Origin of the sequence: Salinisphaera hydrothermalis C41B8 (assembly GCF_000732535.1) — a bacterium.
GTDB classification, from domain to species: domain Bacteria; phylum Pseudomonadota; class Gammaproteobacteria; order Nevskiales; family Salinisphaeraceae; genus Salinisphaera; species Salinisphaera hydrothermalis.
The window spans coordinates 17,530-30,084 of record NZ_APNK01000043.1 but is presented as its reverse complement, the minus strand read 5'-3'; the positions used below and the strand labels follow the sequence as shown (position 1 = coordinate 30,084).

General features: G+C 64.3%; 12 protein-coding genes. 6 read left to right on the top strand and 6 right to left on the bottom strand.

Features of this window, described 5'->3' with window-relative positions; translation table 11 throughout:
- Window positions 1-312: 312 nt before the first annotated feature.
- Window positions 313-1,212, top strand: coding sequence for an ornithine carbamoyltransferase (gene argF, locus C41B8_RS17325; protein WP_037341110.1), 900 nt, complete (start codon window positions 313-315; stop codon window positions 1,210-1,212).
- Window positions 1,213-1,312: 100 nt separating this feature from the next.
- On the opposite strand, the gene egtD is transcribed toward argF, so the two are convergent.
- Entirely contained in the window at window positions 1,313-2,308 is a 996-nt protein-coding gene (gene egtD / locus C41B8_RS17320; RefSeq protein ID WP_037341107.1) for an L-histidine N(alpha)-methyltransferase, read from the bottom strand.
- 68 nt (window positions 2,309-2,376) lie between these two features.
- On the opposite strand from egtD, the gene egtC reads away from it, so the two are divergent.
- Window positions 2,377-3,114 carry an ergothioneine biosynthesis protein EgtC gene (gene egtC, locus C41B8_RS17315; RefSeq protein ID WP_037341105.1) on the top strand — a complete coding sequence of 246 codons (738 nt, stop codon included), beginning with the start codon at window positions 2,377-2,379 and terminating at the stop codon, window positions 3,112-3,114.
- A 21-nt stretch (window positions 3,115-3,135) separates the two neighbouring features.
- Window positions 3,136-4,266 carry an SUMF1/EgtB/PvdO family nonheme iron enzyme gene (locus tag C41B8_RS17310; RefSeq protein ID WP_037341102.1) on the top strand — a complete coding sequence of 377 codons (1,131 nt, stop codon included), beginning with the start codon at window positions 3,136-3,138 and terminating at the stop codon, window positions 4,264-4,266.
- Window positions 4,267-4,380: 114 nt separating this feature from the next.
- On the opposite strand, the gene metC is transcribed toward C41B8_RS17310, so the two are convergent.
- Entirely contained in the window at window positions 4,381-5,550 is a 1,170-nt protein-coding gene (gene metC / locus C41B8_RS17305) for a cystathionine beta-lyase (RefSeq protein ID WP_037341099.1), read from the bottom strand.
- A 69-nt stretch (window positions 5,551-5,619) separates the two neighbouring features.
- On the opposite strand from metC, the gene C41B8_RS19860 reads away from it, so the two are divergent.
- Window positions 5,620-6,474, top strand: a complete 855-nt coding sequence (locus C41B8_RS19860; protein WP_051883724.1) for a glycerophosphodiester phosphodiesterase — start codon at window positions 5,620-5,622, stop codon at window positions 6,472-6,474.
- A 59-nt stretch (window positions 6,475-6,533) separates the two neighbouring features.
- Here the strand turns inward: C41B8_RS19860 and C41B8_RS17295 are convergent, their stop codons facing one another.
- Complete coding sequence (locus C41B8_RS17295) at window positions 6,534-7,517, bottom strand: glutathione S-transferase family protein (protein ID WP_037341097.1); 984 nt, start codon at window positions 7,515-7,517, stop codon at window positions 6,534-6,536.
- Between the two features lie 3 nt (window positions 7,518-7,520).
- Window positions 7,521-9,386: a signal peptide peptidase SppA gene (sppA, locus tag C41B8_RS17290; RefSeq protein WP_051883723.1), complete on the bottom strand. Its 1,866-nt coding sequence runs from the start codon at window positions 9,384-9,386 to the stop codon at window positions 7,521-7,523.
- Between the two features lie 160 nt (window positions 9,387-9,546).
- Between sppA and trxB the strand changes: the two genes are divergently transcribed.
- Window positions 9,547-10,563, top strand: coding sequence for a thioredoxin-disulfide reductase (trxB, locus tag C41B8_RS17285; protein WP_037341094.1), 1,017 nt, complete (start codon window positions 9,547-9,549; stop codon window positions 10,561-10,563).
- Between the two features lie 77 nt (window positions 10,564-10,640).
- On the top strand, window positions 10,641-11,198 hold the full coding sequence (locus C41B8_RS19855; RefSeq protein WP_198025271.1) for a C40 family peptidase: 558 nt from the start codon (window positions 10,641-10,643) through the stop codon (window positions 11,196-11,198).
- Between the two features lie 102 nt (window positions 11,199-11,300).
- Here C41B8_RS19855 and rplS read toward each other — a convergent pair whose 3' ends face one another.
- Together rplS and trmD are read right to left on the bottom strand one after the other, a co-directional pair.
- Window positions 11,301-11,648 carry a 50S ribosomal protein L19 gene (gene rplS / locus C41B8_RS17275; RefSeq protein ID WP_037341091.1) on the bottom strand — a complete coding sequence of 116 codons (348 nt, stop codon included), beginning with the start codon at window positions 11,646-11,648 and terminating at the stop codon, window positions 11,301-11,303.
- A 114-nt stretch (window positions 11,649-11,762) separates the two neighbouring features.
- Complete coding sequence (gene trmD, locus C41B8_RS17270; protein WP_037341088.1) at window positions 11,763-12,524, bottom strand: tRNA (guanosine(37)-N1)-methyltransferase TrmD; 762 nt, start codon at window positions 12,522-12,524, stop codon at window positions 11,763-11,765.
- Window positions 12,525-12,555 lie beyond the last annotated feature (31 nt).

Below are 12,555 nucleotides of genomic sequence, written 5' to 3'. Positions count from 1 at the left end.
CCGCCGCCTTTCACGCTTATCTGCGAAGAACCTTTTTTATTAGACGATTGACCGCTCAAAGCCAATTCCACTAGGGAACGCAGCTGCGCAGGCCCGAGCCTGTATCGGGCGAGCAAGGCAGATGCCGCGTAGTGCTGGCCGCGACCGAAGACCGCAACACCGGTCGTCGCGCGCTCAGGTCAGCCCTCCGAGGCGCGCCCCTCTTACGAGTGGATCCCGGCCCCCAGCCCCGCCAAAAGTATCAAGGCGCGCCCGCGTACGGGCCGGCATGATGCTTTGGCTTTTCATTCAACAGACCACCTGTATTCTTCCATGAGTTCGCGTCATTTCCTTAGCCTGGACGACCTGGGCACTGCTGGTATCGAAGACCTGATCGAACGTGCCATCGATCGCAAGCGCCGCGCGCCGACCGATCGCCCGCTCGTCGGCAAAAGCCTGGCCATGGTCTTCGAAAAAGCCTCCACGCGTACTCGCGTTTCCTTCGAAGCGGCGATGACGCGGCTGGGCGGCCATGCGATCTTCCTGTCGCCGGGCGATACCCAGATCGGGCGCGGGGAGCCCGTCGAGGACACGGCCCGCGTGCTGTCCGGCATGTGCGACGCGATCATGATCCGCAACCACTCGCACGCCGTGCTCGAGCAGTTCGCGGCCTATTCCAAGGTGCCGGTCATCAACGGGCTGACCGATCGTCTGCACCCCTGTCAGTTGCTGGCCGACCTGCAGACCTACGTCGAGCACCGCGGTTCGATCCGCGGCGCCAAGGTGGCCTGGATCGGCGATGGCAACAACATGTGCCATTCCTATATCAACGCCGCGCGCCTGATGGGCTTTTCGCTGCGGATCGCGGCCCCGGAAGGTTATCGGCCGGATGCGTTGATGCTGCGCGATGCCGGCAACGCGGTCACGGTCTGTGACCAGGCCCAGGAAGCCGTCGATGGCGCCGATCTGGTGGTCACCGACGTCTGGGCGAGCATGGGCGATGAAGACGATCGTGAAACCCGGCTGGCCGATTTCGCCAATTACCAGGTCAATCGCGCGCTGATGAGCTGGGCATCGGACGATGCCTTGTTCATGCACTGCCTGCCCGCCCATCGCGGCGAGGAAGTCAGCGCCGAGGTCATCGACGGACCGGCGAGCGTGGTCTGGGACGAGGCCGAAAATCGTCTTCACGCCCAGACCGCGCTGCTACTCAAGCTGCTCGAAGCCGAATAGCATGGATTGATCGGCGGTGCACCCGCCCGGCAACCGGCTGCGTTGTCGGGCTAGGGTCTGTTGAGATTTCATGTAAGTCGGCGCCAAACGTCAACAGACCCTAGTCGCGTACCGCCAGCACCAACGAATACTGGTCGTCGCCGTACGGGTAGTGCGCGGTTTGGCGCAAGCCGGCCCGGCCGAGTAATCCCGTGATCGCCTCTTGCGAGAACTTGCGACTGATCTCGGTCAGGATCTCTTCGCCGGCCGCGATTTCGAAATCGGCACCCAGTGCCTCGAGCCGCACGCGGTGCGCATACTCGGCCACGAGCCGCATCTCGATTCGCGACAGCGTCCGATCGAACACCGCGCGATGACGATAGCCCGCCACCGGCATGTCGCCGCCCAGCTCGCGGTTGATGACGTTGATCAGGTTCTTGTTGAAAGCGGCCGTGTAGCCGGCGGCATCGTCGTACGCGGCCTCGAGCGTGGCCACATCCTTGACCCGATCCAGACCGAGCAACAACGCGTCGCCCGGCGCCATGAGCGATACGATCTCGGCGAGAAACGCATCGGCCTGAGCCGGCTCGAAATTACCGATCGTGCCGCCCAGGAACAGGATCAATCGGCGGCCACCGTCGCCCGGCAAGGGCAGATTGCCCAGGCCTGCGGTGTAATCGCCACTCATCGCCTCGACATGTAGCCAATCGTAGTCGGCGATCAGTGCCGCGGCGGAATCCAGCATGATCTGCGGACTGACCTCGAACGGCCAGTAGCGCGGATGGATACCCAGGCGCTCACAGGCGGCGAACAGGTGCCGCGTCTTGTGCGAGTTACCACTGCCCAGCTCGACGACATGCGCGGGCCGTATATCGGCGATCACGCGCTCCGAAACGTCGGTCAGCAGCGCGGCTTCCGCCCGCGTCGGGTAATACTCGGGGGTATCGCAAATCGCCTCGAACAGGCGCGAACCGCGTTCGTCGTAGAAATATTTCGGCGGCATGGATCGCGGCGGCGCCAGCAGCCCGGCTCGGGCATCCTCGGCCAGATCGGGCACCCGACGCTCGGGGGCCACGCGGTGATGCGCCAACCGCACAGGAGAGGCGTCTCGATGCATGGAACACGCGATGTCTTGGCTTTGGTCGAGGTTATCATGGGGTATTCGCTTGTTCTTTTCGGCCGCCCATGTGCCGCATCGCTGCTTATCTCGGACCGTCCTGCCTGCTGCGTGATTTCCTCGACGCGCCGGCCCACAGCCTCGCCCGCCAATCGTGGGATGCGCGCGAGATGGCCAGCGCGACCGTCAACGCCGATGGCTGGGGCGTCGGCTGGTATGCCGACGACGGACGACCCGCCATCTATCGCCATACCCTGCCGATCTGGGCCGACGGCAACGTCGACGCCCTCGCCCGCAGCCTGAGCCGCGAACTCTGGGTCGGCAATGTACGCAGTGCGACGCCCGGCCTGGGTACCGATCATGCCAACACCCAGCCGTTCGCCGGTGACGGGCTCATATTCGCGCACAACGGTTACATCCAGGATTTTGCCGCCACCCTGCGGGCGCGCATCCGCGCCGAACTCGATCCGGCCATCGAACAAAGCATCAATGGGAATACCGATTCCGAGTACCTGTTTTCCCTGGTACGACAACAGAGCGGGACGCTGCCCGAGCGCCTGGGAAAAGCTCTCCGCCTGGTTCAGGGCTGGCTGGCCGAACACGACGACCTCAAGGCGCTGCTCAACATGGTGGTGACCGATGGCCGCCAGATCGCCGCCGTACGCAGCGCCTGGAATACGACCGCCCCCTCGCTCTATTTGCATGAATCGTGGGGTGGCGGTGTCGTTCTAGCATCCGAGGCCTTCGACGAGGACCCCGGCTGGCAAGCTGTCGTTCCGGATCGCTTTGTTACGCTCCGACGATAACTTGCCGAATCCGTTCGCATCATGACCGAGTCATCGGCCTCACGCCTGCTCGCTTTACGTTGTGCCTCGCAGGCCATGCTCGACGGCCGCGACGAGGCCGCGCTGCGGCGTCAATCGCATCCCGAGTTGAGCCCGCTGCTGTGGCACGTCGGCCATGTGTTCTTCGTCGAGCACTACTGGCTGGCCGAACGGGTCTTCGGGGATCGATCCGTCACCGATCGCTGGCGCGGGCTCTATTTCCCCGAAGAATGTCAGAAGCACACACGCAGCATCCGGCTGCCCGATCCAGCCGCGATGCGGACATGGACCGATCAGGTCGCGGCTCTGAACGATCATTACTGGGCGCGCGCCGCGCAGCATCCCCACGCCCTGCTGGAACGGGGCTATCTGCACGCGTTCATCTGCCAGCACTACGCGCAACACCTTGAGACCATGCGACTGGTGGTCGCGCAGCTCGATCTGGCCGACGACCCGACCGTCGCTACTCTCGATACCCCGGACGACGTACGTCGCGAACGCGTCCATATCCCGGGCCACACGATGCAGATCGGCAGCGCCGGCATCGACGCGTACGACAATGAAAAGCCCGCGCACGAGCGCACGGTCGAAGCGTTCGACGTGGCGCCCGGCCCAGTGAGCAACGCCGAATGGCTCGGCTTCATGCGTGACGGCGGCTATGATCGTCACGAACTATGGGATGACGACGGCTGGCGTTGGCGCTGTCTTGATCGGGTCGAACATCCGCAGCACTGGCGCCCGGTCGACGACGGCTGGCAGATCGCCTGGCACGACAGTCGTACGCCCATTGCCGAAGCCCCGGTTCACGGCATCGGCTGGTACGAGGCGCGGGCATTCGCTCGTTACGCCGGCGCTAGATTACCGGCCGAACACGAATGGGAAGCCGCAGCGCGGTCGGAACATCTCAACGCCACCGGCCAAGTCTGGGAATGGTGCGACAGCGCGTTCAAACCATACCCGGGCTTCACGGCCTTCCCCTACGACGGTTATTCCAAACCCTGGTTCGACGGTCATCATTACGTCACACGCGGGTCCAGCGTTCATACCGAAACCGAGGTCAAACGACCGGGCTTTCGCAACTTCTACCCGCCCACACATCGCCATATTTTCGCGGGCGTCCGCCTGGCGTGGTGAGGTCCGCGCGACTCGCAACCGTCGCGCGTTTGATCGCGCCGCCATGACTCATTGCTTGCCGCTCGCCATCACGGAGCGGCAAGCGCTTGATTGCGCGGTTTATTCCGTTAAGGCTCAGGCCGCCGTGTATCGCGCGAGGCCGGCCGCCATATCGTCGATGAGATCGGCGATATCCTCCAGGCCGGCATGAATACGCAGCAGCGGCCCCTCGGCCTGCCAACGCGTGACCGTGCGTGAGCCCGATGGCTCCACGGGCAGCGCGAGGCTTTCGTAGCCGCCCCACGAGGCACCCAGGCCGTAATAATCGAGCCCGTCGATCAAAGCGCCGAGCTGATGCCGCTCGCCGGGCACGAGTTCGATCGCGAACAAACCGCAGGCGCCGGTGAAATCGCGCTGCCAGAGATGATGCTGCGGATGATCGGCCCGGGCGGGATGTAGCACGCGTGTGACCGCCGGCTGCTCGGCCAACCAGTTGGCCAGCGCCAGACCATTGGCCTCGTGTACCGGCAAGCGCTGGCCGAGCGTACGCAGACCGCGCGCGCCGAGATAGACATCGTCCGGGCCGGCACAATAGCCCAGCGCGATGGAGGTCTGGCGTACCGCACGGAAATGCTCGGCGTCGCGACAGTTCACCACACCGAGCATCGCATCGGAATGGCCGACGATATATTTGGTCGCCGCATGCACCGACAGGTCGATGCCGTGACCGAAGGCATCGAAGTAGACCGGCGTGGCCCAGGTGTTATCGGCGATTACGGTCGCCCCACGCTCGTGGGCGACAGCGGCCAGACCCGGCACATCCGAAATCTCGAAGGTGAGCGATCCGGGCGCCTCGAGAAACAAGGCACGCGTGTTGTCGCGAAAATGCGTCGCGAGCTCGTCGGCGGTCACCAGCGGATCGAAATATTCGGTTTCCACGCCGAGACGCGCTAACAGCCCATCGCACAGCTTGCGCGTCGGGCCGTAGACGTTATCGGCGACCAGAACATGGTCGCCGGCCTGGACCACCGCCAGAAGCGCCGTCGCAATCGCCGCCAGGCCCGAGCAGCTGCTTACAGCGCCGTGCGCGCCCTCGAGCTCGGCCACCGCCGACTCGAAAGCGAATTGCGTGGGCGTGCCCAGGCGCCCGTAATGCACGCCCGAAAACGGATCGGCGTTCGACGCATCGAACGCCTCCAGACTGTCGAATAACACTGTGGAGGCATGATAGACGGGCGTATTGACCATGCCGTAATGATCGGCAGGCCGGCGTCCGGCATGAACGAGACGGGTGGCTTGTTTCATGAATCGCCTATCGAGATGCAAACGGGGAAGGATAGGGATAACCGGCGCGCCTGACCATATCGCCGCGCCATGACCCTCGGGCGAAGTCGTTATAATCCGGCGCTGACTCCACCGGCACAGGCCGCCGTGCACCCGTTCGTCGAAGATGCCCTACTCTGGATCGCCGAGGCCGCGCTGGCGTACTGGCCGCGTGATCGGCCCACGTCAGAGCAGCTCGCGCGCGCCATGATCGTGGCCCATCGCGGCGAACGTGACGGAATTCGGGTCAAGGAGAATACGCTGGCGGCATTCGACCCGGTCGTAGCGGCCGGCGTGGCCGCGATCGAGTTCGATGTGCGTTACACCGCCGATGACGAACCGGTGGTCGTGCATGACGCCGATCTGGCCCGCGTATTCGGACGGCCCGAGCGGATCGACGCGCTCGACTGGGCGACCCTGCATCGCCGCGTGCCCGAGGTGCCGCATCTGGCCGATATAATCGCGCGCTACGCCGACCGCGCGCACTTGATGATCGAGCTCAAAGCACGCGGCTCGGCCCGAGCTGAAGCGCGCCTGCGCGAGCATCTGCGCGGGCTGACGCCGGGCGCGCACTACCACGTCCTCGCGCTCGATCCCGCGCTGTTCGCGGCCGTGGCCGAACTGCCCGCGGCGGCGCTCGCGCCGGTCGCGAAAGCCAATTGGGAAACCATCCGCGACTGGAGCCAGCGGCACGACTGCGGCGGCATCGCCGGCCCATTCCCGTTCATCCGCCGTGCCGATATCCGCGACTGCCAGCGCGCCGACCGCTGGATCGGCAGCGGTTTCATCAGCCGACCCGGCCTGATGCGGCGAGAAATCGGCCGCGATATTCCGTGGATCTTCACCAACCGGCCACTTGCCCTGCAGCGGGCGCTGGATCGCGCCCGTCGCCGTAGCCGCCGCTAGCTGTCTGAACCTGGCGCCTGGGCCAGACCGTGGCCAGACCGTGGCCAGACAGGCGCGAGTCAGGCGTCGATCTCGTCTGCCGGCAAATGATCGCGGTTGGGCGGCGTGTCCAGATCCAGCTCCGGGCCCACCGGCACGATCCCGGTCGGGTTCACGCTGGGATGACTGCGATAGTAGTGCTGCTTGATGTGGCTCATGTTCACGGTGTCAGCCACGCCGGGCACCTGATACAGCTCGCGTAGATAGCCGGCGAGATGCGGGTAGTCCGAAATGCGTCGTCGATTGCACTTGAAGTGGCTGTAATACACCGCGTCGAAGCGCACCAGCGTCACGAACAGACGCCAGTCGGCCTCGGTCACCCGTGAGCCGGCCAGATAGCGTTGACCGCCAAGGCGTTCGTCCAGCCAATCCAACGTATCGAAAACCGCCGTGAATGCTTCTTCATAGGCGTCCTGCGCGGTCGCGAAACCGGCCTTGTACACGCCGTTGTTCACATCGTGGTAAACGCGCTCGTTGACCGCGTCGATCTCGGCCCGCAGCGCTTCGGGGTAGTAGTCGCGCTCGGGGTGTTCCGCCAACGCATCGAACGCCGAGTTGAACATCCGGACGATGTCCGCCGATTCGTTCGACACAATCGTCTCGTGCCGGGTATCCCACAGCGTCGGCGTCGTGACCCGGCCGGTATAGTCCGGCGCGGCCTTCTGATAGAGCTGGTGCAGATAGTCCAGCCCGTACAGCGGATCGGGAATCGCACCCTCGACATCCGAAAACTGCCAACCGTATTCCCCCATGTAGGGATCGACGACCGACAGCCCGATCACTTTCTCAAGCCCCTTGAGCTTGCGCAGAATCAGCGCGCGATGCGCCCACGGGCAGGCCAGCGACACATACAGGTGATAACGCCCCGCCTCGGGCGTGAAGGCCGCGTCGTCGCGTGCTTCGACCCAGTTGCGAAAACCCGCGGATTCACGCACGAAGCGGCCGTCGTTGGATTCGGTGTCATACCACTGGTCGTGCCAGCGACCGTCAATGAGAAGTCCCATAAATCAAGGTGCCTTGAGAGCCTGGCGCGCCTCGGCAGCGCCGGATAATGTGTCGGCGGATTGTAGCCGGCAAAAGCAGCGCGCGTAGAGTCCGTGCGGATCGGTCAGGCTGCGCAGGAAATCGACCGCGTCGGTATGCACCGGCGCTGACAGCCAGGCCGGCAGCAACGCGGCCGAAATATGGCTGCTGAAGAATTGCTGCATGACCGCCTGCCAGTCCGAGGGCGGCCGCATGACCCGGAGCTGGTAGTGGTCGGGCTGCAGCCCGGCCAGCTTGGCGGCGGCGGCTTCCGCCTGGGTGACATCGCCGAGCTTGTCCACCAGCCCGATGCGCTCGGCGTCCGCGCCGCTCCATACGCGGCCCTGCGCGATCTTGTTCACCGCATCGGTCGACATATTGCGCGCTTTGGCGACGTGACCGATGAACTCGTTATAGCCATGCTCGACGCCGGCCTGGAGGATGGTCTTGATCGGTTCCGACAACGGCTTGTCCAGCCGCATCGCGCCGGAGAGCTTGGTCGTGCCCACCCCGTCGGTATGGATACCGAGCTTGTTCAGCGGCTTCGAAAACGTCGGCACGATCGCGAAAATGCCGATCGAACCCGTGATCGTGGACGGCTCCGCCCAGATCTGGTTGGCGTTCATCGACACCCAGTAGCCGCCCGACGCCGCCATGCCGGCCATCGACACGACCACGGGCTTGCCGGCCTCGCGGAATGCCAGCACCGCGCGACGGATACGCTCGGCCGCAGTGACGGAACCGCCGGGCGAATTCACCCTCAGTACGAGACCGGCCACATGATCGTCGCGCCGCGCCGCATCGATCAGACGAGCCACGGTTTCGCCCCCGGCCGAGCCTGGCACGCTCTCGCCGTTGACGATATCGCCGGCCACGGTCACTACGGCGAGCTTCGAGTCGCTGACGGCCGTATGTGCATTGGTATCGGCCAGATAGGCGCTCTGACTGACCTGATTGAAACTGCCGCTGGCCGGGTCCCGGCCGACCTTCGCGATCAGCGGCTTATGCAGTTCGTCCAGCGATGCGACCTGATCGACCAGGCCGGCCTGCTTGGCCAGCGCCGCGGCGTTGCCGCCGTGGGCCACCAGGTTCGACGCATAGTTGTTGATGTACTGATCGATATCCGACGGGGTGATATCGCGATCGGCCGTGACCGTTTTCTTGTATATGCCCCAGAGCGAATTCATCCAGGCCAGATTGTCGGCACGCGCGGCCGGCGACATGTCGTTGCGGGTATAGGGCTCGACGTAGGATTTGTACTTGCCCACCCGGAACACGTTGACGGTCACGCCGAGCTTGTCGAGCGCGTCCTTGTAGTAATTCCGATACGCGCCGTAGCCGGTCAGCAAGACATAGCCGAGCGGGTCGACCACGATTTTGTCGGCGTGACTGGCGAGTTCATAACGGCTTTCGTCATAGGCATCGGCCCATGCGATCACCGGCTTGCCCGACTGCTTGAAGCGATCGATCGCCGCGACCAGGTCCTGCAGCTGCCCGGGCGCGGCACCGTCCAGATCGTCCAGCTTGAGCAGTACTTCCTTGATCCGATCGTCCGTCCGGGCGCGATCGAGTGCCGTGATCAGATTGCGCACCACCGACGGCTGCCCCTGATTCGACAACGCGCTTTGCACCAGGCTGCCGACGCCATCCTCCTGTTCCACCAGATTGCCCACCGGATCGATCACCAGGACCGCCTTGTTCGGCACCGGCGGCGCCGGATGATGCAAAACAAGATAGATCGAGACCGGGATCGCCAGCAGGATCAACAGAAAAATCAGCGAATAGATCAGCGCGAGCGTGCGCCAGAGTCCCCCGACCAGGCGCCGGAAAAACGACGGTTTGCCAGCCACAGCATCTCCCAATGAGACCGGCGCGATGCGCGCGGTCGTAAGCTATGTTCGTATCGTGCCGCGAGCGCCAGTGTAGCGACCCGGCGCATGCCGTGCGACTTGAATCCACACGCCGCGCACCGCAGTTTAGCGGCATTCATACGACGTTCGAGCGAATACCATGAGCCAAACCGACGCCCAGCATCATCGTCTGATCATTCTGGGGTCCGGCCCTGCCGGTTACACCGCCGCGGTCTATGCCGCGCGCGCCAATCTGGAACCGGTGATGATCACCGGCATCGAGCAAGGCGGCCAGCTCATGACCACGACGGACGTCGACAACTGGCCGGGCGATGTCGAAGGCCTGCAAGGTCCGGGGCTCATGGAGCGCATGAAACAGCATGCCGAGCGCTTCAACACGCGCATGATCCATGACCAGATCCATACCACCGATCTCTCGGCTCCGCCCTATCGGCTGGAAGGCGATTCCGGTGTCTATACCTGCGATGCCCTGATCATCGCGACGGGCGCGACCGCGCGCTATCTCGGCCTGGAATCGGAAACGAATTTCATGGGCCGGGGGATCTCCGCCTGCGCGACCTGCGACGGGTTCTTCTATCGCAACAAGAACGTCGCGGTCGTCGGCGGCGGCAACACCGCGCTTGAAGAAGCCCTGTATCTGTCGAATCTGGCCGCCCACGTCACCGTCGTGCATCGACGCGACAAGTTCCGAGGCGAGAAGATTCTCGCCGACAAGCTGTTCGAGAAAACCGCCAACGGCAACGTGTCGATCATCTGGGACCACGAACTCGACGAAGTCCTGGGCGACGAAATGGGCGTGACCGGCGGCCGGATCCGGCATGCCAAAACCGGCGAAACACAGGAACTCGCCGTCGATGGCATCTTCATCGCCATCGGCCACAAGCCGAACACCGACATCTTCGCCGGTCAGCTGGATATGGAAGGCGGCTATATCAAGGTGCAGAGCGGGACCCAGGGCAACGCCACCGCGACCAGCAAACCCGGCATCTTCGCTGCCGGCGACGTGATGGATCACGTCTATCGTCAGGCCGTGACCTCGGCCGGGACGGGTTGCATGGCGGCCCTCGATGCCGAGAAATACCTCGATGCCCTTATCGAGGACGAGACGCCGGCCGACGCACACGTCGAAAGCCAGGTAGCCCATCGACAGGTCTAATCATGGGCGCGCTGTGAACGCTTGGTTTCCGGGCCGCCGCTCTGGTCGGCGGCCCGGGCATGCGGCATCATGACGCCATGAAGCGAATACTTCGAAATCGAGGCTGGCAGCGCCCAGCCGCGGGCTTGGCCCTGCTTGGTACGGTCGTCTTGTCGGCTTGCAGCACGGCGCCTCAGGGCGAAAGCATTCAAAAGAGCCTGGAACAAACCACAGCCGCGCGCCAAACCGTGGCCTCGGTGGCGCTGGCCCAGGTCGGCGACGCCTACGGCGCGCACATGGCCGGACCGTCGCAGTTCGACGACTCGGGCCTCGCCTACTATGCCTATCGCCAGAACGGTCGCGCACTGCCGCGCAGCCTCGCCGATCAGCTCGATACGGGACGACCGATCCCGCTGTCCCAAGCCGAGCCCGGCGATCTGGTGTTCTTCCGCGTGGACAGCTCCGACGGGCGCGGCCGGCTTACGGTCGGCCTGATCATCGATCAAAACGTCGCCGTAGTCGCTATCCCCGGCAGCAAGGCCCAGGGCGGCGGCGTACGACGGGTCGCGCTCAACGGGCAGTACTGGTCGCAACGCCTGGTCGGCGTGTCGCGTGTATTGCCGGATGCGCCGGACGCGTCGCGCGGCAATTCCTGACACGGCCACAGCCAGCCGGTTGAATATTTCCGCCGGATTCCGGGCATAAAAAAAGGCGCCTCGAAAGGCGCCTTTTTCTTGACCGCGGATTGCGGCGCGGCGTTACAGCTTCTCGCGGATACGGGCCGACTTGCCGCTGCGCTCGCGCAGGTAGTACAGCTTGGCACGACGCACGTCGCCACGACGCAGCACCTTGATTTCGGCGATGCCCGGGGAGAACGTCTGGAAAACACGCTCGACCCCTTCGCCGTGCGAGACCTTGCGCACCGTGAAGGCCGAGTTCAGGCCGCGGTTGCGCTTGGCGATAACCACGCCCTCAAAGGCCTGAAGACGCTCACGTTCGCCTTCGACCACGCGCACCTGGACGACCACGGTATCACCGGTCGAAAAGTCCGGGATGTCCTTGCCGCTCTTCTGCTCGGCTTCCAATTCGTCGATGATGTTGCTCATGGCCTGCCTCTGAATTCGTAGGTTGTCAGCCGTGGGTGGGCGTTCAAAGTCGGCGGATTATACCGGAAACATTCCGCGCTTGGGGACCCCTTCACGCGAATTATTCGTGAATTTTCATTTGTCTTGCGGTTCGCGGCCATATTCGGCGACGAATTCAGCCAACAGCGTGCGCTGCCGTGCGCTGAGGTCGATCTCGTCGAGCAGGTCCGGACGCCGCAGCCAGGTCCGGCCCAGCGCCTGCTTCTCGCGCCAGCGCTCGATCCGGGCATGATCGCCCGAGAGCAGCACCTCCGGCACGTCGCCGACGGTATCGCTCGGCGGGCGCGTGTAATGCGGATGATCGAGGATTGCGTTGGCAAACGAATCCTCGGCCGCCGAGCGGTCGTCGCCCAACACGCCCGACACCAGTCGAGCTACCGCATCGATGATCATCATGGCCGGCAGCTCGCCACCGGACAGCACCATATCGCCAGCCGAGATCTCGGCATCGACGTGGGTATCGATGAAACGCTGGTCGATGCCCTCGTAGCGCCCGCAGACCACGATGAACCCGGGCCCGACCGCCAGCCGCTCGGCCCAGCGTTGATCGAAACGCGCACCCTGCGGCGACATCAACAATACCGGCGCCCGCTCGTTGTCGCCACGCTGTGCCGCAATGGCGTCCAGCGTCGCGACCAGGGGCGCGCTCTGCATGACCATGCCGGGCCCGCCGCCGTAAGGCCGATCATCGACCCGGCGCGTTGGGTGATCCGTGTAATCGCGCGGATTCCACGCCGCAAGCGACAGCCGCTGTTCGCGCAGGCCGCGGCCGACCACGCCGTACTGCTCGATTTCGAGCAGCCATTCGGGAAAGAGCGTGACGGCGTCGATGCGCATAATCTGCCCCGGTCTACGGAAGCGGGCGGCA

Coding starts and splice junctions, on each gene's coding strand:
- C41B8_RS19860 (WP_051883724.1), top strand. CDS start 5,620: ATGACCCTCGGGCGAAGTCGTTATAATCCGGCGCTGACTCCACCGGCA.
- C41B8_RS17295 (WP_037341097.1), bottom strand. CDS start 7,517: ATGGGACTTCTCATTGACGGTCGCTGGCACGACCAGTGGTATGACACC.
- egtC (WP_037341105.1), top strand. CDS start 2,377: ATGTGCCGCATCGCTGCTTATCTCGGACCGTCCTGCCTGCTGCGTGAT.
- metC (WP_037341099.1), bottom strand. CDS start 5,550: ATGAAACAAGCCACCCGTCTCGTTCATGCCGGACGCCGGCCTGCCGAT.
- trxB (WP_037341094.1), top strand. CDS start 9,547: ATGAGCCAAACCGACGCCCAGCATCATCGTCTGATCATTCTGGGGTCC.
- argF (WP_037341110.1), top strand. CDS start 313: ATGAGTTCGCGTCATTTCCTTAGCCTGGACGACCTGGGCACTGCTGGT.
- C41B8_RS19855 (WP_198025271.1), top strand. CDS start 10,641: ATGAAGCGAATACTTCGAAATCGAGGCTGGCAGCGCCCAGCCGCGGGC.
- egtD (WP_037341107.1), bottom strand. CDS start 2,308: ATGCATCGAGACGCCTCTCCTGTGCGGTTGGCGCATCACCGCGTGGCC.
- rplS (WP_037341091.1), bottom strand. CDS start 11,648: ATGAGCAACATCATCGACGAATTGGAAGCCGAGCAGAAGAGCGGCAAG.
- C41B8_RS17310 (WP_037341102.1), top strand. CDS start 3,136: ATGACCGAGTCATCGGCCTCACGCCTGCTCGCTTTACGTTGTGCCTCG.
- trmD (WP_037341088.1), bottom strand. CDS start 12,524: ATGCGCATCGACGCCGTCACGCTCTTTCCCGAATGGCTGCTCGAAATC.